Genomic DNA, 20,261 nt, shown 5'->3' with positions numbered 1-20,261 from the left:
GCCCACTGTCAACGATCCCGCACCGCCGCCCGGGGAGGCGGTCACTCGGTGGTGGAGAACTTCTCGCTCAGGATCCGGGTGATCGGGACACCCGCTTCCTGGGCGACCCTCTCGACCGCGTCGATCATGCCCGGAGGGCCGCAGACATAGAGGTCGGGCAGTTCCTCGTCCCGCTCCCTCACCGCCGCCAGGTCCTCCGCCAGCGCGATCACGGGGCTGCCGCCGCGTACGTCCGTGCGCGCGCAGGGCCCGCTCACGCACCGCTGCACGGAGAAGTCCGGCAGCTGTGCGCCGACCTCGGCCAGGACGTCGTCGCCGAAGAGATCGGCCTCGCCGCCCACGCCGAGATAGAACCGCAGCGCGTGCGGCTCCTGGAACTCGGCCATCCGGCGGGCCATGGAGAACAGGGGCGACACCCCGGTGCCGCCCGCGACGAACCAGCGGGGCCGCAGCCCGGTCTCGACGAGGCCGAAGGCCCCCTGAGGGCCGTGCACGGTGAGGGTGTCGCCGGTCTTCGCCGTACGGTCCAGCCAGGTGGAGAAGTGCCCGCCCTTGCGCAGCCGGATATAGAACTCCAGTTCGCCCTCCCAGTTGGGGACGTTGGAATAGGAGTACGCGCGGGTCTCGTCCTCCCCCGGGATCTGCAACTGGGCGAACTGACCGGGTTCGAACTCGGCGGTCCCGCCGTCCTCGGCGTCGACGTCCAGCTGGAGCAGGAGGCGTACGACGTCATGCGTGCACCGGTCGACGGCCGCCACGGTGGCGGAGTACACGGAGATGCTCCCGGTCATCACGCGCGACCGCTCGTACGGCAGCGAGATCGTCAACGGGCTCCCGGCACGGGTGCAGCACAGCAGGGTCCCGCCGGCCGCCGCCCGCTCCGGGCTCAGCGCGACGTCGCTGTGGTCGCCGAGCGTGAAGTCACCGTCGACGACCGTGGCCGCGCAGGCACCGCACGACCCCTTCCGGCACAGCGCGGGCAGCAGGTACCCGGCATCGGCCGCCGCGTCGAGGACGGACCGCCCCTCGGCGGCGGTCGCCTCGATGACCTCTCCGTCGAGCGTGGTCATGGTCAGCGGGTATCCGTCGGACGCCGGGGTCAGCGGTTCGGCCGCGGACTGCTCGGCTCCGGACGGCGTGGCGGTCATCGAACCGCTCCCAGAGCGTCGGCGAGGTCCTGCTCGGCGCTCCGGCTGGTGCGCAGGCCGAAGCGCTCGGAGAGCAGGTCCCACACCGGTTCCGTGACGAAGGCGGGCACACTCGGGCCGGTGCGGACATTGCGCAGACCGAGATGGAGCACGGTGGTCAGGATCGCCAGGGCCTTCTGCTCGAACCAGGCGAGAACGAGGGTGAGCGGCAGGTCGTTGACCGTGCGGTCCATCGCCGTGGCCAGGGTCTCGGCGACCCGGATCGCGGAGTACGCGTCGTTGCACTGGCCGACGTCGAGCAGCCGGGGCAGGCCGCCCGGTGTGGTGCCGTGGGTGAGCTTGTTGAACCGGAACTTGTTGCAGCCCAGTGTGAGGATCACGGATTCCGCCGGGGTGGCCATGGCCAGTTCCGTGTAGTAGTCACGGCCGGGGGCGGTGCCGTCGCAGCCGCCGATCAGGAACATGTGCCGGATGTCGCCCGAGGCGATGGCGCCGACGATGTCGTCCCCGATCTCCAGCAGGGCCCGGCGGCCGTAGCCGATGGTGATCTCCTTCTCGGGCGCGTCCGCCAGGAAGCCGGGGGTGCCCTTGGCGGCGCGTACGACCGCCTTGAAGTCGTAGTCGTCGATGTGCCGCACACCCGGCCAGCCGACCGGACCGGTGGTGAAGGTACGGGTCCTGTATGCGGGCAGCGGTTCGATCAGGCAGTTCGAGGTCATCACGATCGGCCCGGGGAACGCCGCGAACTCCTGCTGCTGGTCCTGCCAGGCGCCGCCGTAGTTGCCGGCCAGGTGCTCGTACCTGTTCAGCTCCGGGTAGGAGTGGGCGGGCAGCATCTCGCCGTGGGTGTAGACCTTGATGCCGGTGCCCTCGGTCTGCTTGAGGATCTCGAGCAGTTCGTCGAAACCGTGGCCGCTGACGAGGACGGCCTTGCCCCGGACCGCCGAGACCTTGACCTTCGTGGGGCGCGGTGTCCCGAACGTACCGGTGTTGGCGCCGTCCAGCAGCTCCATCACCTTGAGGTTGGTGGCGCCGACCGCGAGGACCCGCTCCAGCAGTTCCTCCCGATCCCTCGGACCCTCCGCCAGATAGGCGAGATGCCCCTCGATCTCGCTGTCCACCTCGTCGCTGTGGTGGTCGACGACCCGGGCGTGATGGGCGTACGCGCACACTCCCTTGAGGGAGTAGAGGATGAACGCGCGCAGTCCCGTGATGTCGGCGCCGAGTTCCTCGTCGTCGACGAGGATCCCGGCCACGCCCGCCTGCCGCAGCAGGTCGTCGACCTTGGCGGCGGGCCGGAACGCGGCCGGACCGTCCAGCTCGGCCGGCTCCTCACCGGCCTCCCGCGCCGCCTGTTCGTGTCCGTCCCGGACCCGGTCCCGCAGCGCGGCACCCTCGTGGATCATCTTCACGAACCGGGTGGCGTTGAAGTTGACGTTGGTCAGGGTCGAGAACATGCCGTGGATGACGAAGGCGGCCGCCTCCCGGTCCGGTTCGGCCCCCCGCTCGGCGGCGGCCCGAGCATGCTGCGCAATGCCCTTGCAGACATGGATCAACAGGTCCTGCAGGGCGGCGGTGGTGGCGTCCTTGCCGCAGTTCCCCTTGACCGTGCAGCCGGCCGTACCGCCGGTACGGTCCGTCTGCTCGCACTGGTAGCAGAACATGTCATGCGCCATGGAGCTGTCTCCTCTTCGATGGTTCGCGCGGCAGACTGTGACAACCGGCCCTGGCCGCTGCCGACGCGATCAACGTAGAAAAGACGCTGCGGAGTTGCCTTGACGCAGGTCAATTCCGCTCGGATCTTCACGGACGATAGAGTCCGGAACATGCCCCTCCGACGGGAGTCTCCCCGCAGTCTGCTCCGTTCGGTACCGCTGTTCAACCAGTTGGACACGGAGAGTCTGAGTCGTCTGGCCGCGTTCACCCGGACGTTCCCGGCGGCCAAGGGACAGCCGGTGGTGGAGGCGGGCACCCAGCCGGGGGCGTTCTACTGCCTCATGACGGGACAGGTCCAGCTGGTCGTCTCGACTGCGTCCGGGGAAGAGAAGGTCATCTCGATCGTCTCCGCGGGCCAGACCTTCGGCGAGGCGCTGCTGTTCACCGACGCCCCCTACCCCGTCAGCGCGGTCACTCTCTCCGACTGCTTCCTGCTGTCCGTGCCCTTCGCGCCCGTACTCGAACTCGCCGACACCCGGCCGGGGTTCGCGCGTCAGATGGCTGCCGGGCTCGCCATCCGTCTCCAGCACCTCGTCATGGACATCGAGCAGTACGCCCTGCACAGCGGAACCGAACGCGTCCTCGACCTGCTGCGCCGGCTCGCCGAGGAGAGCGGCCAGGACCCTGCTCCGTCCCCGTCCCCGGCCGTGGTCACCCTCCCCGCCTCCAAGAACGTCGTCGCCTCCCGGCTCAGTCTCAAACCCGAGACGTTCTCCCGCATCCTGCGACGGCTGACGGACGCGGGCGCGATCCGGATGAACGGCCGCACCATCGTCCTCGTCGACCTGGACGCCCCGGGCACCGTGGGCCTGATCTGAGACGCGCGGCCCGGTCGCCGGACCGGCATCGACAGCCGTGTGCGCGAGCGCCGCGCGTCCGCGGCTCTTATGAGCGACCGCGAACACCGGCCCTCCCGGCAGGTCAGGCCGCGCAAGCGTGGTGGTGCCCGGAGCCGGACTTGAACCGGCACGCCCGCTCAGGGGCAGCGAGGTTTAAGCTCGCCGTGTCTGCATTCCACCATCCGGGCAGGCCATGGGCTCCGCTTCGCGGCTCCGAGCCTATCGGTGGCCTCCTCGCCGACGACGGCGGGATGGGCCGATCTTGTCTTATTTTATTGGCGCCTGAGGGAGCATCAGCACGTGGAACTCGCCGTCAGCACGTGCCACCAGCCTTACTGCTGACGCCCCGCCATGTATGCGGAATGACGGAATTTCACCGTCCGAACAAGGGCGCTCCACCCGTTCTCGGCCCGGCCCGGCTCAGGGTGCGCCGTCATCCTCGGGTATGACAGCGGGCCCGGGGGTCCGCCCGGAGTCGCCCCCCGGAACCGGAGCAGCGGGTGACTACACGGCGGCAAAGCGGCGGAAGGATGGACGGCGTCCCCGAGCACACGCCGTACCGACAGGAGCGTCCATCCCGTGACCACCGCACCCATCGCCGACCGGACCACCGCCGTGGCCGCGCGCGCCACGGAGCTCTCGAAGATCTACGGTCAGGGCGAGACCCAGGTGGTCGCCCTGGACCGGGTCTCCGTCGACTTCCGGCAGGCCGAGTTCACCGCGATCATGGGCCCCTCGGGCTCCGGCAAGTCCACGCTGATGCACTGCGTGGCCGGGCTCGACACCTTCTCCTCCGGTTCCGTGCGCATCGGCGAGACCGAGCTGGGCTCGCTGAAGGACAAGCAGCTGACCAAGCTGCGCCGGGACAAGATCGGCTTCATCTTCCAGGCGTTCAACCTGCTCCCGACGCTGTCCGCCCTGGAGAACATCACCCTCCCGATGGACATCGCCGGCCGGAAGCCGGACAAGCAGTGGCTGGACACCGTGATCGGGATGGTCGGACTGTCGGACCGGCTGAGCCACCGCCCCTCGCAGCTGTCCGGCGGTCAGCAGCAGCGGGTCGCCGTGGCACGGGCGCTGGCCTCCCGGCCCGAGATCATCTTCGGTGACGAGCCCACCGGCAACCTCGACTCCCGCTCCGGCGCCGAGGTGCTGGGCTTCCTGCGCAACTCCGTGCGCGAGCTGGGACAGACGGTGGTCATGGTGACGCACGACCCGGTCGCCGCCGCCTACGCGGACCGCGTGGTCTTCCTCGCGGACGGCCGGATCGTGGACGAGGTCCACGGGCCGACCGCCGACTCGGTGCTCGACCGGATGAAGCGGTTCGACGCCAAGGGCCGCACCAGCTGACCCCCCGGCCGGCCGACGGCCACCGCCGCGCCCGCGCTCCCCCGCCCTCGTACGTCTGGACCCGAGAAGACTCCCATGTTCCGTACCGCCTTGCGCAATGTGCTCGCGCACAAGGCCAGACTCCTGATGACCGTGCTCGCCGTGATGCTCGGCGTGGCCTTCGTGTCGGGGACCCTGGTCTTCACCAACACCATCTCCTCCGCCCTGCAGAAGCAGTCCGCCAAGGGCTTCGACCACGTCGACGTGTCCGTCGTCCCCGGGTGGAAGGAGGCCGAGGGCGACAAGGTCGGCGAACCGCGGGAGCTGACCCGTGCCATGGTCGACGACAGCGCCCGGGTGCCCGGCGCCGAGCGGGCCATCGGGATCGTCACCGGCTTCACCGCGATCGCCGACAAGGACGGCGAGCTGATCGGCGGCGGCTTCCAGTCGCAGGGCGGCAACTACTGGGGCACCGACGACCCCCGGTACCCGCTCGCCGAGGGGCACGCGCCCAAGGGTGAGGGCGAGATCCTCATCGACTCCGAGACCGCGAAGCGCGCCGGCTACCGGGTCGGCGACACCGTACGGATGTCGGTGGACGGTCCCGTGCTGGAGCCGGTGATCACCGGCGTCTTCACCACCGACGACGGCAACGTCGCGGCCGGCGGCAGCCTCACGCTGTTCGACACCGCGACCGCGCAGCGGCTGTTCGGCAAGGCGGACACCTTCGACGAGATCGCCGTCAAGGCGAAGGCCGGCGTCAGCGAGGCCGCCCTGAAGGCCCAGCTGGAGAAGGCGCTGCCCGCCGACGCCGTGGAGACCACCACCGGCACCCAGCTCGCCGACGACCAGGCGGAGATGATCGCCGCCTCGATGAGCGGAATGAAGCAGGGTCTGCTGGTCTTCGCCGGCATCGCGCTGTTCGTCGGTACGTTCATCATCGCCAACACCTTCACCATGCTGGTCGCCCAGCGCACCCGTGAGCTCGCGCTGATGCGCGCCGTCGGCGCCTCCCGCCGCCAGGTCACGCGGTCGGTGCTGATCGAGGCGTTCGTGGTGGGCGCGGTCGCCGCGGTCACCGGGCTGCTCGCCGGTGTCGGCATCGGCGTCGGGCTGCGCTCCCTGATGGGCACGCTGGACGCGTCCGTGCCCGACGGGCCGCTGATCGTCTCGCCCGGCACGATCGGCACCGCGTTCGCCGTCGGCATCCTGGTCACTATGCTCGCCGCGTGGCTGCCCGGCCGGCGTGCGGCGAAGATCCCGCCGGTGGCGGCGATGAGCGCCGTGCACGCCAAGGCGACCACCAAGTCGCTGGTGCTGCGCAACACCCTGGGCGCGCTGGTCTCGGCGGCCGGTGTCGCGGTGGTCCTCGCGGCCACGACGATGGACGGCTCCGACGGCCAGGCCCCCATGGGTCTCGGCGCCGTCCTGCTGATCATCGGCGTCTTCATCCTGACCCCGCTGCTGTCCCGCCCGCTGATCGCCGCCGCCGCTCCGGTCCTGCGCGTGTTCGGGGTCTCCGGCAAGCTGGCCCGGCAGAACTCGGTGCGCAACCCGCGCCGTACCGCCGCCACCGCCTCCGCGCTGATGATCGGCCTCACCCTGATCACGGGGATGACGGTGATGGCGGGCAGCCTGCAGAAGTCCATCGAGAAGATGGCGGCCGCCGCGATCGAGGCGGACTACGTGGTCTCCATGGCGAACGGCAACGCGCTGTCGCCGGACGTCGAGAAGAAGCTGAAGCGGGCCGACGGCGTCACCGCCACCAGCCCGATGCGCAACGCGGTCTCCCGCATCGACGGCCGGACCGAGTTCCTGACCGGCGTCGACGGTGCCACGTTCGGCGAGCTGACCGACTTCCCCCTCGCGCAGGGCGCGTTCGAGATCGGCGGCACGCGGGTCGTCGTGGACGAGGACACCGCGAAGTCCTACGGCTGGAAGGCCGGCTCGGACTTCACCGTCGCCTACGAGGACGGCGAGAAGCAGAAGCTCACGGTCTCCGGCGTCTACCAGGCCAACGAGATGATGCGCGGCATCATGATCGACACCGCCACGATCGCCCCGCACGACGCGGAACCCTCCGACATGATGGTCATGGTGAAGACCGCCGACGGCACGTCCGACGGGGCGAAGGACGCGCTGGAGAAGGCGCTCGGCACCAACCCGGCGATCCTGGTCCAGGACAAGCAGGACCTCTCCGACGAGATCGCGAAGATGTTCACCCTGATCCTGAACATGGTCTACGGCCTGCTGGCGATGGCGGTGATCGTGGCCGTCCTCGGCGTCATCAACACCCTGGCGATGTCGGTGTTCGAGCGTGCCCAGGAGATCGGCATGCTGCGGGCGATCGGCCTGGACCGCAAGGGCATCAAGCGGATGGTCCGGCTGGAGTCCCTGGTGATCTCGCTCTTCGGCGGGGTGCTGGGCATCGGTCTGGGCGTGTTCTTCGGCTGGGCGGCCGGTGAGCTGCTGGGCACCAGGATGGCCACGTACGAACTGGTCCTGCCGTGGGGCCGGATGGGCGTCTTCCTGCTGCTGGCCGCGGTGGTGGGTGTGCTGGCGGCGCTGTGGCCGGCACGGCGGGCGGCCCGGCTGAACATGCTCCAGGCGATCAAGGCGGAGTAGCCGGCGGGCCGGCCCTGCGGCCGTGGCACGGGCCCCGTTCCGGGTGGAACGGGGCCCGTTTCCGTGGGGCGGGTCAGTTCCAGGTGCGGGCGCGCAGCGGGAGGGCGGCGGCGCCGGCCTCGGGGGTGCGGACGGCGAGGACCTGGTTGACGCCGATGCGGTTGCGTTCGAAGGCGAGCGCGGAGGCGGCCATGTACAGCAGCCAGACGCGGGCCCGGCCGGGGCCGGCGAGGGTCACCGCGCGCTCCCAGCCGGCCTCCAGGTTCGCCACCCAGCGGCGCAGGGTGAGCCCGTAGTGCTCGCGGATCGACTCGACGTCGCGCACCTCGAAGCCGGCTTGCTCCAGCAGGGACACCGTGGTGCCGAGCGGGGCGAGTTCGCCGTCGGGGAAGACGTAGGCGTCGATGAAGTCGTCCACCCGGTAGGCGCTCTCGTCCCGCTGCGGGCGGCGGGCGATCTGGTGGTTGAGCAGCCGACCGCCCGGCCTGAGCAGGCGGTGCAGGACGGTGGCGTACTCCAGGTAGCGCTGCGATCCGACGTGCTCGGCCATGCCGATGGAGGAGATGGCGTCGTACGGCCCGTCGGTGACGTCCCGGTAGTCCTGTACGCGGATCTCGATCCGGTCGGTCAGGCCCTCGTCGGCGATGCGTTTACGGGCGTACGCGGCCTGCTCCTGGGAGAGGGTGACGCCGACGACGCTCACGCCGTGGTCGCGGGCGGCGTGGACGGCCATGGAGCCCCAGCCGCAGCCGACGTCCAGCAGGCGCTGACCGGGTGTCAGGGCGAGCTTGCGGGAGACCAGCTCCAGCTTGTCGTGCTGGGCCTGTTCGAGGGTGCCCTGCGGGGGCGGGGCGGGCCAGTAGGCGCAGGAGTACACCATCGACGGGCCGAGGACGAGCTCGTAGAAGTCGTTGCCGACGTCGTAGTGGTGGCTGATGGCGCGTCTGTCGCTGCGCTTGGTGTGCAGGCCGCGGCGGGGGCGGCGGACCTCCTCGGGCGGCGGGGCGGGCGGCAGCGGGGGTCCCGCGAGGGTGAGGAGGCCGCGGACGGCGGAGCGGACGGCGGGGTCGCGCAGGGCCCGGGTGAGGGTGCGGGTGTCCTCGCCGCGCTCCCAGACGAGGCCGGCGAGCCGGTCCAGGGCGGTGTAGAGGTCGCCCTCGATGGTGAGGTCACCGGCCACCCAGGCGCGGGCGAGACCGAGTTCGCCCGGTTTGCGGAGGAGGTGGCGCAGGGCGCGGCGGTTGCGTACGACCAGGGTCGGGGCGTCCGGGGGGCCGGCCTGGGAGCCGTCCCAGGCGCGGATGCGGACGGGGAGGGCGGTGCCGATCAGCTGCTCGAGGTTGCCTTTCAGCCGCGGGGCGGCGTCTGCCATGGTGTACACCTCCGTGACGGGGAATCCCGGAATGTCCTTCCCACGAAAACACCTGAGGGGCGCGTTGGCAGTCCCCGGCGCGCGTCATCTCCGGGCAAAACACGGAAACGTACCCGCATGGGGCTGCGCGGGCGGGGGGTGCGGTGCTGTACCGGCCCGGCGTGTGGGGGTGGCCCCTCTCGACTCCCCGCCAGGGGCTCCGCCCCTGCACCCGACCCGGCACGTGGGGCGGTCGGCCCCTCTCCACTCCCCACCAGAGGCTCCGCCCCTGCACCCGACCCGGCACGTGGGGCGGTCGGCCCCTCTCCACTCCCCACCAGAGGCTCCGCCCCAGCACCCGACCCGACGCGTGGGGCGGTCGGCCCCTCTCCACTCCCCACCAGAGGCTCCGCCCCTGCACCCGACCCGGCATGTGGGGCGGTCGGCCCCTCTCCACTCCCCACCAGAGGCTCCGCCCCCTGGACCCCCGGCCTATGCCCACCCACCACCCGACTCGGGAGTTGAGAACGCACCCCACCGGGGACCCTGCCCGGCCTCGGACGATCCGCCGCGCGAGGCCGAGGCCGCGCGGGACGCCGGAGGCTCGCCTTTCGACCCACCGGGTCGGGCGGGTGGGTGGGCAAGCCCCCCGGGGGGTGCCTCTCGAGCCACCGGGCCGGCGGGTGGGTGGGCAGGTCCCCGGGGTCTGGGGCGGAGCCCCGGGGTGTCTCTCGAGCCACCGGGGCGGGCGGGTCGGTGGGCAGGCCCCCCGGGGGGCCGGGACGGCGGAGGGGCCGCCCGCACCACGGATGGCGGGCGGCCCCTTCGGGGGTTCGGTGACCGGAGGTCAGGTGGCCTCGTGACCGGAGGTCAGGAGGCCTTCGCCTCGGTCTTCTTCGGCTCCTGCGCCGCCGCGGGCGCCGGCGCCGGCTTCGCGGCCTCGTAGAACTCCTCGCGCGGCGACTCGATCGCACCGAGCGACACGACCTCGCGCTTGAGGAACATGCCGAGGGTCCAGTCGGCGAAGACGCGGATCTTGCGGTTGAAGGTCGGCATCGCCATGCCGTGGTACGCGCGGTGCATGTACCAGGCGAGACGCCCCTTCAGCTTGATCTTCATCTTGCCGACGACGATCATCGCGACGCCCTTGTGCAGGCCGAGGCCCGCGACCGCGCCCTTGTTGGCGTGGCTGTACTCCTTCTGCGGGAAGCCCCGCATGCCGGAGACCACGTTGTCGCCGAGGACCTTGGCCTGGCGCAGCGCGTGCTGGGCGTTCGGCGGGCACCAGGCGTTCTCGTTGCCGGCCTTGCGGCCCACGAGGTCCGGGACCTGGGCGTTGTCGCCCGCGGCCCAGATGTAGTCGGTGCCGGTGACCTGGAGGGTCGGCTGGGTGTCGACGTGGCCGCGCGGGCCCAGCGGCAGGCCGAAGCGGGACAGTGCCGGGTTGGGCTTGACGCCCGCGGTCCACACGATGGTGTTGGAGTCGACCTCGAGGCCGTTCTTCAGCACCACGTGGCCGTCGACGCAGGAGTCCATCGACGTGGACAGGTAGACCTCGACGCCGCGGCTCTCGAGGTGCTCCTTGCCGTACTTGCCGAGCTTGGGACCCACCTCGGGGAGGATCTTGTCGGCGGCGTCGACCAGGATGAAGCGCATGTCCTCGCGGGACACCGTCTTGTAGTACTTGGCCGCGTCCCGGGCCATGTCCTCGACCTCACCGATGGTCTCCGCGCCGGCGAAGCCGCCGCCCACGAAGACGAAGGTGAGCGCCTTGCGCCGGATCTCCTCGTCCGTGGTGGAGTCGGCCTTGTCGAGCTGCTCGAGGACGTGGTTGCGCAGGCCGATGGCCTCCTCGACGCCCTTCATGCCGATGCCCTGCTCGGCGAGGCCGGGGATCGGGAAGGTGCGGGAGACCGCGCCGAGCGCGATCACCAGGTAGTCGAAGGGCAGCTCGTACGCCTCGCCGACCAGCGGCGCGATCGTGGCGACCTTGCGGTCCTGGTCGATGGTGGTGACCCGGCCGGTGAGGACCTCCGCCTTGGGCAGCACGCGTCGCAGCGGGACGACGACGTGTCGCGGGGAGATGTTGCCGGCGGCGGTTTCGGGCAGGAAGGGCTGGTAGGTCATGTACGACCGCGGGTCGACGACGGTGACGGTCGCCTCGCCGTAACGCATCTTCTTCTGGATGCGCCGAGCTGCGTACAGGCCTACGTACCCACCGCCTACTACGAGGATCCTGGGACGCTCCGTGGTGCTCATGCCATCGAGTATCCACCCGCCTCAGGGGGGTACCTCGTGCGCCCCTTCACAAGCTTCGACAGGGCCTGTGTTACCATCCCGCACTTCTTGATCCACATCACAGTGCGGAACGGGAACCGGAGCACCTCGTGGCGCGTTGTCAATGCCGCGTGAGCTGCCTCTCTGTCGTTCGGGGGTCGTTGTGAGGCCGGTCGGCGGGCTCGTGCGGCAGTCGTCCGCAGGGTGCCCCGTACCACCTTCTGAACGTGTTCAAAGGGGTGTTGAGGGCTCGAATGGGTCAACACGGCCCCCTTCTTCGTTCTACCGGGGCCAATTCCTTGTGAAGAACTTCACGAACATTCCCGGCGACCCCCTCCCCGAAGGGCTCCCAAGGGGCCGGGAAGGGCCCCCGGGGAGCCGCTCAGACGCTATCCCGACTGCTCAGCGGAGTGCTACTCACCAGTAGCAAAGGAGAGCTAGGCCACGGACCAGGCGATGCCGTCGAGGATGTCGTGCTCCGACACCACGACCTCCTCCGCGCCGATCCGCTCCATGATCGCGAGGAGGACCAGGGCGCCGGCACCGATCACGTCGACCCGGCCGGGGTGCATCGACGGCACGGCCGCGCGTTCGGCGTGGGTGGAGCGCAGCAGCCACTCGCTGATCTCGCGGACCCGGGCACGGGAGACGCGAGAGTGGTGGATGGCCTCCGAGTCGTACTCGGGGAGGTCCTGGGCGATCGCGGACACCGTCGTGACCGAGCCCGCCAGCCCGACGAGGGTGCGCGCCTCGCGCAGCGGCACCGTCTCCTCGGCCCGGTCGAGGGCGGCCTCGATGTCGGCGCGCATCGCCGCGACCTGCTCCGCGGTGGGCGGGTCCGTCACGGCCCCGTCGCGCACCAGGTGCCGCTCGGTCATCCGTACGCAGCCCACGTCCACCGAGCGGGCGGCGCGCACGTGGTCGTCGCCGACGACGAACTCGGTCGAGCCGCCGCCGATGTCCACGACCAGGAACGGGCGGTGCAGATCGGTCCGGCCGGTCAGCTCCCGGGTGGCGCCGGTGAAGGAGAACTCGGCCTCCTGGTCGCCGGTGATGACCTCGGGCTCCACGCCCAGGATGTCCAGCACCCCGCGCACGAACACCTCGCGGTTCTCGGCGTCGCGGGAGGCGGAGGTGGCGACGAACCGCAGCCGCTCGGCCCCGTGCCCCTTGATGATCTCCGCGTACTCGCGGCAGGCGGCGAACGTCCGCTCCAGCGCCTCGGGCGCCAGCCGGCCCGTGCGGTCGACGCCCTGGCCGAGCCGCACGATCGTCATCCGCCGGTCCAGGTCGGTGAGTTCACCCGTCACCGGGTCGGCGTCGGCGACCAGCAGCCGGATGGAGTTCGTCCCGCAGTCGATGGCGGCGACCCGGGTCATCGGCCCTCCTCCTCGCCCGGCGGCGTCACGCAGGCGCCCTTGCGCCACCACTCCGGCAGCATCGCCAGCGCCTCGTCGCCCAGCGGGTTCACCCCGGGGCCGGCGGCCAGCGAGTGGGCGACCAGGACGTGCAGGCACTTCACCCGGTCGGGCATACCGCCAGCGCTGGGGAAGTTCCTCAGCTCCTCGATCTCGTCGCGGCGCCGGATGTAGTCCTCGTGCGCCGCGCGGTACGCGGCCGCCAGCACCGGGTCGGTGGCCAGCCGCTCCGTCATCTCCTTCATCACGCCGTTCGCCTCCAGCGTGCCGATCGCCGAGTTCGCCTTCGGGCACGTCAGGTAGTACAGCGTCGGGAACGGGGTGCCGTCGGGCAGCCTCGGCGCGGTCTCCACGACGTCCGGCTGTCCGCAGGGGCAGCGGTGGGCGATGGCGCGCAGCCCGCGCGGGGGCCGTCCGAGCTGCTGCTTGAATGCCTCGACGTCCGCGTCGGTGGGCTCGGTGCGGGGGGTCGTGGGCGGAGGGGTTTCCATACTGTCTTTCTGCGGCTTCCTGTAAGGGTCACTGGTCGGCGGCGTCGGCCTTGTCGACGCCGTCCCAGACGTTCGCGTACCAGGGGCGGTCGGCGGCTGCGAGATCCGCGCGGGACTTCTCCGCCGTGCCCGGGTCGATGACGATGTAACCGGTCTCGCCCGGCATGACGTAGTGCAGCCGCCGGCGGATCTCCTGCTCGGCGTACGCGTCGTCCTGCCAGCGCGCCTTCATGTCGCGCAGCCGTTCGACCCGCTGGCGGGCCTCGTCCTGCTCCTGCTGGAGGTCGGCGATCTCCGCCCGCTGGGAGACGTACTGCCGCATGGGGTAGGCGAGGGCCACGATCAGGGAGCAGACCACCAGGGCGAGCAGCGCGGCCCGTCCGGTCAGCCGGGAGCGGCGGGCCTGGCGTTTGGTCTGCGAGCGGTAGACCCGGGCCGCGGTCTGCTCACCGATCAGCCGGATCCTGGTCGCGGTGGAGAAACGGTCCCGGTCCTTGACCGCCATGTTCCGCCTCCGGTTCGCCTTCATACGTGCGTACGTCCCCGCACACGGTACGGGACCGGGTACGGGGACGTACGTACGACGCTGCCTGCGAAAGGGCGTCAGCCCTCGGAGCGGAACCGCGGGAAGGCGCTGCGGCCGGCGTAGACCGCGGCGTCGTCGAGGATCTCCTCGATGCGCAGCAGCTGGTTGTACTTGGCGACGCGCTCGGAGCGGGCCGGGGCGCCGGTCTTGATCTGGCCGCAGTTGGTGGCGACGGCCAGGTCGGCGATGGTGACGTCCTCGGTCTCGCCGGAGCGGTGGGACATCATGCACTTGAAGCCGTTGCGCTGGGCCAGCTCGACGGCGTCGAGGGTCTCGGTCAGCGAGCCGATCTGGTTGACCTTGACCAGCAGGGCGTTGGCGGCGTTCTCCTCGATGCCGCGGGCCAGGCGCTCGGGGTTGGTGACGAACAGGTCGTCGCCGACGAGCTGGACCTTGTCACCGAGCTTGGCGGTGATGGTCTTCCAGCCCTCCCAGTCGTCCTCGAACAGCGGGTCCTCGATGGAGACCAGCGGGTACGCCTCGACGAGCTCGGCGTAGTACTCGGTCATCTCGGCCGCCGAGCGCTCCTTGCCCTCGAAGGTGTAGACGCCGTCCTTGTAGAACTCGGACGCGGCGACGTCGAGCGCCAGGGCGATCTGCTCGCCGGGGGTGTAGCCGGCCTCCTTGATGGCCTCGAGGATGAGGTCGAGGGCCTCGCGGTTGGAGCCGAGGTTCGGGGCGAAGCCGCCCTCGTCGCCGAGGCCGGTGGCCAGGCCCTTGCTCTTCAGGACCTTCTTGAGGGTGTGGTAGACCTCGGTGCCCCAGCGCAGGGCCTCGGAGAAGGACTCCGCGCCGATCGGGGCGATCATGAACTCCTGGATGTCCACGTTGGAGTCGGCGTGCGAGCCGCCGTTCAGGATGTTCATCATCGGCACCGGCAGCAGGTGCGCGTTGGGGCCGCCCAGGTAGCGGAAGAGCGGCAGGTCGGACGCCTCGGAGGCGGCGTGGGCGACGGCGAGCGAGACGCCGAGGATGGCGTTGGCGCCGAGGGAGCCCTTGTTGTCGGTGGCGTCCAGGTCGAACATGGCCTGGTCGATCAGACGCTGCTCGGTGGCGTCGTACCCGACGAGCTCCGGGCCGATCTGCTCGATGACGGCCAGGACGGCCTTCTCCACGCCCTTGCCCAGGTAACGGCCGGCATCGCCGTCACGGAGTTCGATGGCCTCGAAGGCGCCGGTGGAGGCGCCGGACGGGACGGCGGCACGACCCGTGCTGCCGTCGTCGAGGCCGACCTCGACCTCGACCGTGGGGTTGCCTCGGGAGTCCAGGATTTCCCGGGCTACGACGACGTCGATGGACGGCACGAGCATCTCCTTCTTGGATGTGACGCGAGTGAGCAGGGCCACGGCGGGTCCTGCGGGACCGAGCCTAACCGGCCCGGGGCGATCGGCAGGCGGCCGACCGTCCCGTGGACAGAACCGAGCGTAGATTGTTTCCGGACGGAACAAAAACGGTTCCGGGGACGGTGACCGGAAAGAGCCCGTACAGGCGCCCGCACAGGCGCCCGGGCGGATGGCCGCGGGGGCGTGCGGGCGGGCACCGCGGGGCGCGCGTGAAAATGCCCCGCCCCGGTGCGTACGGGGGACAACGCACCGGGGCGGGGAGCCCGTGGGGACGGGGAGGGACCTGCCGCTGCTTACTTCAGGTGCAGCTGCTGGCCCGGGTAGATGAGGTCGGCGTCCTCGACGATGTCGTCGTTGAGCTCGAAGAGCTCGGCCCAGCCGCCCTTGACGTCGTGCTCGGCGGCAATGGAGCTGAGCGTGTCGCCCTTGACGACCTCGTACTCGCCGTCGCCCTTCTCGACCTTCTTGCCGGTCGGGGTGGTGACGGTCTTCTTCTCGGCCTTCTTCTCCGCCTTCGGCTCGGCCTGCTTCTGGGCGGCCGGGCGCTCGGCGGAACGGGAGGCCTTCTGCTCGCTGTCCCGGGTCTCGGTGGAGCCGGTGCCCTGCGAGGAGCCCGAGCCGTTCGAGGAGGAGCCGGTGTAGGCGGCGTTGGACAGGCCCTTGCCGCAGACCGGCCAGGCACCCTTGCCCTGGCCCGCCAGGACCTTCTCGGCGATCTCGATCTGCTGGGCCTTGGTGGCCCGGTCGGCGGTGGCGGCGTACTTGGTGCCGCCGAAGCCGGCCCAGGTGGAGGCGGAGAACTGCAGACCGCCGTAGTAACCGTTGCCGGTGTTGATGGACCAGTTGCCGCCCGACTCGCACTGGGCGACGGCGTCCCACTCGGAGGCGGTGGCGGCGGAGGCGTTGCCGGCCGCCATCAGCGGGGCGGCGACGGCGGCGGACGCGACACCGGCGACGGCGATGGCGCGGGTGGCCTTGGACGGACGACGGTGCTTGCCCTTGCCGGAAAACAGCATGGAGGATCCCCTCACCGACGCCTGCGAGGTGAGCTGTCGGGTTCGGGCCGGTTGAGTTGCCCGGCCGCGTCCCTCACGGGAGGCGGCTTCACCCCAAGCCGGATCCGGCGTCAACTGCCCGGACACGGCACTTACCTTGGGTCCCCCGCTCCTGCCTACGGCGCATGACGCGACGACTGTTCCCGTGCTGCCACTGGCAGGATTCGGCGTGGCGGCAGCCGGGGCCCGCGGTGGCGAGCGGTCACGACCGTAGACACGTGATCCGCGGAATATCAAAGACGATCACGGCTTATGAGACCTATATCTCATGGTCTTTAAATCGGACATTCAGCGCGAATCATGACGCCAACTGCCGCCACGTTCAGGCGTTTTCGGGCGTTACTTCCGGTCCGTTCCGCCTTCGACCTCGAGCTCCTGCCCCGGCAGGATGAAGTCCGGGTCGGCGCCGATGAGCTGCTCGTTCACCGTGTACAGCGCACGCCATCCGCCGTCGTACGCAAGGGAGTCGGCGATGGACGAGAGGTTGTCCCCCTCGCGCACGGTGTAGGAGTCGCCGGACGACCCGCCGCCCCAGGCGTCGAGGCCGCGCGAGGCGTGCCGGCCGGACGCGTCGGACTCCCGGTCCTTCTCCTTGCCCTCCTCGGCGCTGGCGCCGCGGTGACGGCCGGTCCCGGCGCCCTCCGTGGCGGCGCCCGCCGAAGAGCCGCCGTTCCGCCCCGCCTTGTCCGTCTCGTCACTCTTGGGGTCGGCCGAGGCCGACGCCGAGGCGGAGGGGGAAGGGGAGGCGCCGGGGCCGGTGTCCGCGCCGTCGCCCGAGCCGGCGTCCGGCCCGGCGGTCCTGCCGGATCCGGCCGTCGGTCCGTCCGTGGCCTCGGGGGACTTCGTCTCGCCGCCCGCGCCGGACGACGGACCGGCCGTCGCCGACGGGGAGGAGGTGAGCGGACCACCGGATTCCGGTGCATCGCCGGGCGTTTCGGACGAGCCGGGCGTACCCGCGCCGGCGTCCGCCGCGGGCGCGTTCCCGCCCAGTCCCGCGAGCAGTCCGCAGGTCCGCCAGGCACCGACCCCCTGGTCGGCGAGGATCTTCTCGGCCACGGCTATCTGCTGGCCGCGACTGGCCTGGTCGGCGCTCGGCGCGTAGTCCAGACCGCCGTAGCTCTCCCAGTCGTCCTGGGTCAGCTGAAGACCGCCGTAGTAGCCGTTGCCGGTGTTCTGGCTCCAGGACCCGCCGCTCTCGCACTCGGCGACCCGGTCCCAGGCCGTGCCGTCGGCCGCGCTGGCGCTGCCGGCCCCGAGGAGCGGGATGGCGATGGCGGAGCCGGTCACTCCGGCCGCAACGAGGAGAGCCGGAGCCTGGCGGGGGCGACGGTGCCGACCGTTCCCGGAGAGCATGCGGAGACCTTTCGCAGAACAGCAATGACGGGCGCGGTGAGTGAAGCCTTGGGCACCGCACTTGATGGGTGAACGTAGCCGCAGTCGATCACTTGTCACAAGTTCATGCCGCGCAGATCACGTGAAGATCACAGAGTTGAGCGCGTGTCATGTTTGCGTTCGCCCGCTCGGGGGCATCGGAGGCGCCGCCGGTCCGTCACCTTTGGGGAGGTGTGAACTCCACCGGCAGGGTGCGCAGTCCCCGCATGATGAGCCCGCCGCGCCACCGGAGTTCGGCCGGGTCCACCGCGAGCCGCAGGTCCGGAAGGCGGGTCAGCAGGGTGGCGAGCGCGGTCCGGCCCTCCAGCCGCGCCAGCGGGGCGCCCAGGCAGTAGTGGATGCCGTGGCCGTACCCCAGATGCTGGTTGTCCCGCCGGCCCAGATCGAGCACGTCCGGGTCGTCGAATCGGTCCGGGTCCCGGTCCGCGGCGGCCAGTACGACGAGAACCGGGTCGCCCGCGGCGATGCGCTGCCCGCCGATGGTGACCGGCTCGGTGGCGAACCGCCAGGTGGCGAGCTCCACGGGTCCGTCGTAGCGCAGCAGTTCCTCCACGCCCGTCGCCAGCAGTCCGTGGTCCCCGGCGGCCAGGGCCCGCTGCAGCCGCTCGCGCTGCCCGGGGTGGGTGAGCAGGGCGTAGGTGCCGTTGCCGATCAGGTTCACGGTGGTCTCGAAACCGGCGAACAGCAGGATGAACGCCATGGCGGCGGCCTCGTTCTCGGTGAGGTGCTCGCCGTGGTCGGAGGCCCGGATGAGACCGGAGATGAGGTCCTCGCCGGGCGCGGGCTCGGCGGGCAGCGCCTCGCGCTTGCGGTGGATCAGCTCGGCGAGATAGCTCCGCATCTTCTTGACGGACCGGGCGACACCGCCGCGCGGGCCGCCGCCGTGACGGATCATCATGCCCGCCCAGTCCCGGAAGTCGTCCTGGTCCTCGCGCGGCACGCCGAGCAGGTCGCAGATCGCGTAGATGGGGAGGGGGAAGGCGAACTCGTGGATGAGGTCGGCGGAGCCGCTGTCCGCGAATTTGTCGATGAGCCCGTCGGTGAGCTCCTGCACCCGGGGCGCGAACTCGGCGACCCGGCGCGGGGTGAACGCCTTGCTGACCAGCCGCCGCAGCCGGGTGTGGTCCGGCGGGTCGATGTTCAGCAGATGCGTCATCAGGTCCGCCTGCCGCTCGCCGGGGATGCCGGTCTTGCCCTTGGCGTGCGCGGGTTCGTCGTGATGCGCGGGGTTCTTGGACAGCCGGTTGTCGGCGAGGGTCTGCCGGGCGTCGGCGTACCGCGTGACCAGCCACGCCTCCACTCCGCTGGGCAGCCGGGTCCTGCGCACGGGCTCGTGCTCACGCAGCCAGGCGTAGGCGGGGTACGGATCGGCGGCGAACTCCCAGCCGAACAACTCGGGAAGGGGTCCCTGCGGGGCGGGGGCGGGGGGCTGATCGTGCATGCGGTGACCCTAACGGGGGGTGGCTGGGGCACCGGGCGGGTGCGGGTACGTCGTGGCTTGTCGCGCAGTTCCCCGCGCCCCTTGGGGTGGCTGGAGGCATCGGGCACGTGCCGGTGCGTCGTGGCTCGTCGCGCAGTTCCCCGCGCCCCTTCGAGGGGCGCGGGGAACTGCGCAAAGGGGGTCCGGGGGCGGAGCCCCCGGGGCGGCGGGGGCGAGACCCCCTGCGGCCTCCGCCCCTCAGCCCTCACCCTCCTCCGCGGAGCGGATCGCCTCGCGGTACACCCGCGCCGCCGCGCGCAGCGCCGCCTCCGGGTCCACGCCCGCCGCCTCCGCCCGCGCCGCCAGCGCCAGCAGCTCGTAGCCGACCCCCTCCCCCGCCGGCAACGGCACGTCCAGCCCCGCCACCCGCGCCCGCGACGCCAGCTTCGCCGCCAGCGCCAGCCCCGGCTGGCCCAGCGGCACCCCCTCCGTCACCGAACTGCGGCGCTTCTCCTCCGCCTTCGTCCGCAGCCAGTGCGCCTTGACGTCCTCCGGCGTGTCCGCGGTCTCCTCACCGAAGACATGCGGGTGCCGGTGGATCAGCTTGGCCACGATGCCGCCCGCCACGTCGTCGACGGAGAACGGCTCCTCGGGGTGCTCCTCGGCGATCCGGGCGTGGAAGACGACCTGGAGCAGCACGTCCCCCAGCTCCTCGCGCAGCTCCGCCCGGTCCCCCTCCTCGATGGCCTCGACGAGCTCGTACGCCTCCTCGATGCCGTACTTCGCCAGGCCCTCGTGGGTCTGCTGGGAGGACCACGGGCACTGGGCCCTGATGCGGTCCATCACCTGCACCAGGTCGAGCAGCCGGGCGCCCGGGAGGTCGTAGGAGGCAGGCAGCAGCTCCAGCTCGGGCATCCGCACCCTGCCGGTCCCGGCCAGCCGTGCCAGCCCGTCGGTCAGCGCGGGCTCGCCCTCCCCCGTCGCCACGACGACCACCGACCGCCCGCCGGCGCAGGCGTCGACCACCTCCTGCGCCGTCGGCGAGGCCTCCTCGACGGATATGCCCGCCTCCCGCAGATACGGCAGCTGCGGATGGGCGCCGTCCGCGCACAGCACCCTGTCGGCAGCGTGCAGGAGCTGCCAGGCCGGCCAGGACAGCAGGCCGGGCGCGACGCGGTGGCTGGTGGTGAGCAGGACGACACGGCCGGGGTCGTCGGCGGGGGTCGGTGCGGGGCTGGTTGCGTTCACGATCCGAAACTAACCCAGGCAAC

Annotated in this window: 15 protein-coding genes, 1 tRNA gene and 1 riboswitch; of the genes, 3 read left to right on the top strand and 13 right to left on the bottom strand. The window is 71.2% G+C overall.

Features of this window, described 5'->3' with window-relative positions; translation table 11 throughout:
* Nucleotides 1-41: 41 nt before the first annotated feature.
* Both ACZ434_RS24870 and hcp read right to left on the bottom strand, forming a co-directional pair.
* Nucleotides 42-1,148, bottom strand: a complete 1,107-nt coding sequence (locus ACZ434_RS24870; RefSeq protein WP_468459415.1) for a 2Fe-2S iron-sulfur cluster-binding protein — start codon at nt 1,146-1,148, stop codon at nt 42-44.
* A complete protein-coding gene (hcp, locus tag ACZ434_RS24865) occupies nt 1,145-2,824 on the bottom strand; it encodes a hydroxylamine reductase (protein ID WP_468459413.1) in 1,680 nt (559 codons plus the stop codon). The genes ACZ434_RS24870 and hcp overlap by 4 nt, the downstream gene beginning before the upstream one ends.
* Nucleotides 2,825-2,974: 150 nt before the next feature.
* Between hcp and ACZ434_RS24860 the strand changes: the two genes are divergently transcribed.
* A complete protein-coding gene (locus ACZ434_RS24860) occupies nt 2,975-3,682 on the top strand; it encodes a Crp/Fnr family transcriptional regulator (RefSeq protein ID WP_468459411.1) in 708 nt (235 codons plus the stop codon).
* A 122-nt stretch (nt 3,683-3,804) separates the two neighbouring features.
* On the opposite strand, the gene ACZ434_RS24855 is transcribed toward ACZ434_RS24860, so the two are convergent.
* Nucleotides 3,805-3,891 (bottom strand) — tRNA-Leu (locus ACZ434_RS24855).
* A gap of 391 nt (nt 3,892-4,282) precedes the next feature.
* On the opposite strand from ACZ434_RS24855, the gene ACZ434_RS24850 reads away from it, so the two are divergent.
* Complete coding sequence (locus ACZ434_RS24850; RefSeq protein WP_468459409.1) at nt 4,283-5,053, top strand: ABC transporter ATP-binding protein; 771 nt, start codon at nt 4,283-4,285, stop codon at nt 5,051-5,053.
* 75 nt (nt 5,054-5,128) lie between these two features.
* Complete coding sequence (locus tag ACZ434_RS24845; RefSeq protein WP_468459407.1) at nt 5,129-7,657, top strand: ABC transporter permease; 2,529 nt, start codon at nt 5,129-5,131, stop codon at nt 7,655-7,657.
* Nucleotides 7,658-7,730: 73 nt separating this feature from the next.
* On the opposite strand, the gene ACZ434_RS24840 is transcribed toward ACZ434_RS24845, so the two are convergent.
* The 10 genes from ACZ434_RS24840 to ACZ434_RS24795 all read right to left on the bottom strand — a co-directional run bounded on the left by ACZ434_RS24840 (nt 7,731) and on the right by ACZ434_RS24795 (nt 20,238).
* A complete protein-coding gene (locus tag ACZ434_RS24840) occupies nt 7,731-9,029 on the bottom strand; it encodes a class I SAM-dependent methyltransferase (RefSeq protein ID WP_468459404.1) in 1,299 nt (432 codons plus the stop codon).
* Between the two features lie 849 nt (nt 9,030-9,878).
* Nucleotides 9,879-11,267, bottom strand: a complete 1,389-nt coding sequence (locus ACZ434_RS24835; RefSeq protein ID WP_468459402.1) for an NAD(P)/FAD-dependent oxidoreductase — start codon at nt 11,265-11,267, stop codon at nt 9,879-9,881.
* 455 nt (nt 11,268-11,722) lie between these two features.
* A complete protein-coding gene (locus tag ACZ434_RS24830) occupies nt 11,723-12,664 on the bottom strand; it encodes a Ppx/GppA phosphatase family protein (RefSeq protein WP_468459400.1) in 942 nt (313 codons plus the stop codon).
* Nucleotides 12,661-13,194: a DUF501 domain-containing protein gene (locus tag ACZ434_RS24825; protein WP_468459398.1), complete on the bottom strand. Its 534-nt coding sequence runs from the start codon at nt 13,192-13,194 to the stop codon at nt 12,661-12,663. Before ACZ434_RS24825 ends, ACZ434_RS24830 begins: the two co-directional genes overlap by 4 nt.
* A gap of 28 nt (nt 13,195-13,222) precedes the next feature.
* Nucleotides 13,223-13,699, bottom strand: coding sequence for an FtsB family cell division protein (locus tag ACZ434_RS24820; protein WP_468459396.1), 477 nt, complete (start codon nt 13,697-13,699; stop codon nt 13,223-13,225).
* Nucleotides 13,700-13,797: 98 nt separating this feature from the next.
* Entirely contained in the window at nt 13,798-15,084 is a 1,287-nt protein-coding gene (eno, locus tag ACZ434_RS24815; RefSeq protein WP_468459549.1) for a phosphopyruvate hydratase, read from the bottom strand.
* 332 nt (nt 15,085-15,416) lie between these two features.
* Nucleotides 15,417-16,139 (bottom strand): transglycosylase family protein, encoded by a 723-nt coding sequence (locus tag ACZ434_RS24810; protein ID WP_468459394.1) that lies wholly within the window; start codon nt 16,137-16,139, stop codon nt 15,417-15,419.
* 3 nt (nt 16,140-16,142) lie between these two features.
* Nucleotides 16,143-16,312: riboswitch (cyclic di-AMP (ydaO/yuaA leader) on the bottom strand.
* A 205-nt stretch (nt 16,313-16,517) separates the two neighbouring features.
* On the bottom strand, nt 16,518-17,465 hold the full coding sequence (locus ACZ434_RS24805) for a transglycosylase family protein (RefSeq protein ID WP_468459392.1): 948 nt from the start codon (nt 17,463-17,465) through the stop codon (nt 16,518-16,520).
* A gap of 262 nt (nt 17,466-17,727) precedes the next feature.
* Nucleotides 17,728-19,011, bottom strand: a complete 1,284-nt coding sequence (locus ACZ434_RS24800; RefSeq protein ID WP_468459390.1) for a cytochrome P450 family protein — start codon at nt 19,009-19,011, stop codon at nt 17,728-17,730.
* 237 nt (nt 19,012-19,248) lie between these two features.
* The gene (locus tag ACZ434_RS24795) at nt 19,249-20,238 is read right to left on the bottom strand and encodes a nucleoside triphosphate pyrophosphohydrolase (RefSeq protein WP_468459388.1); all 990 of its coding nucleotides are present in this window, start codon (nt 20,236-20,238) and stop codon (nt 19,249-19,251) included.
* Nucleotides 20,239-20,261 lie beyond the last annotated feature (23 nt).

This window comes from Streptomyces sp. NPDC030893 (assembly GCF_055571535.1).
The sequence above is the reverse complement of the archived record's forward strand: the minus strand, read 5'-3'. Positions and strand labels throughout refer to the sequence as shown.

Coding starts and splice junctions, on each gene's coding strand:
- ACZ434_RS24840 (WP_468459404.1), bottom strand. CDS start 9,029: ATGGCAGACGCCGCCCCGCGGCTGAAAGGCAACCTCGAGCAGCTGATC.
- ACZ434_RS24845 (WP_468459407.1), top strand. CDS start 5,129: ATGTTCCGTACCGCCTTGCGCAATGTGCTCGCGCACAAGGCCAGACTC.
- hcp (WP_468459413.1), bottom strand. CDS start 2,824: ATGGCGCATGACATGTTCTGCTACCAGTGCGAGCAGACGGACCGTACC.
- ACZ434_RS24810 (WP_468459394.1), bottom strand. CDS start 16,139: ATGCTGTTTTCCGGCAAGGGCAAGCACCGTCGTCCGTCCAAGGCCACC.
- ACZ434_RS24860 (WP_468459411.1), top strand. CDS start 2,975: ATGCCCCTCCGACGGGAGTCTCCCCGCAGTCTGCTCCGTTCGGTACCG.
- ACZ434_RS24825 (WP_468459398.1), bottom strand. CDS start 13,194: ATGGAAACCCCTCCGCCCACGACCCCCCGCACCGAGCCCACCGACGCG.
- ACZ434_RS24870 (WP_468459415.1), bottom strand. CDS start 1,148: ATGACCGCCACGCCGTCCGGAGCCGAGCAGTCCGCGGCCGAACCGCTG.
- ACZ434_RS24800 (WP_468459390.1), bottom strand. CDS start 19,011: ATGCACGATCAGCCCCCCGCCCCCGCCCCGCAGGGACCCCTTCCCGAG.
- ACZ434_RS24830 (WP_468459400.1), bottom strand. CDS start 12,664: ATGACCCGGGTCGCCGCCATCGACTGCGGGACGAACTCCATCCGGCTG.
- ACZ434_RS24835 (WP_468459402.1), bottom strand. CDS start 11,267: ATGAGCACCACGGAGCGTCCCAGGATCCTCGTAGTAGGCGGTGGGTAC.
- ACZ434_RS24820 (WP_468459396.1), bottom strand. CDS start 13,699: ATGGCGGTCAAGGACCGGGACCGTTTCTCCACCGCGACCAGGATCCGG.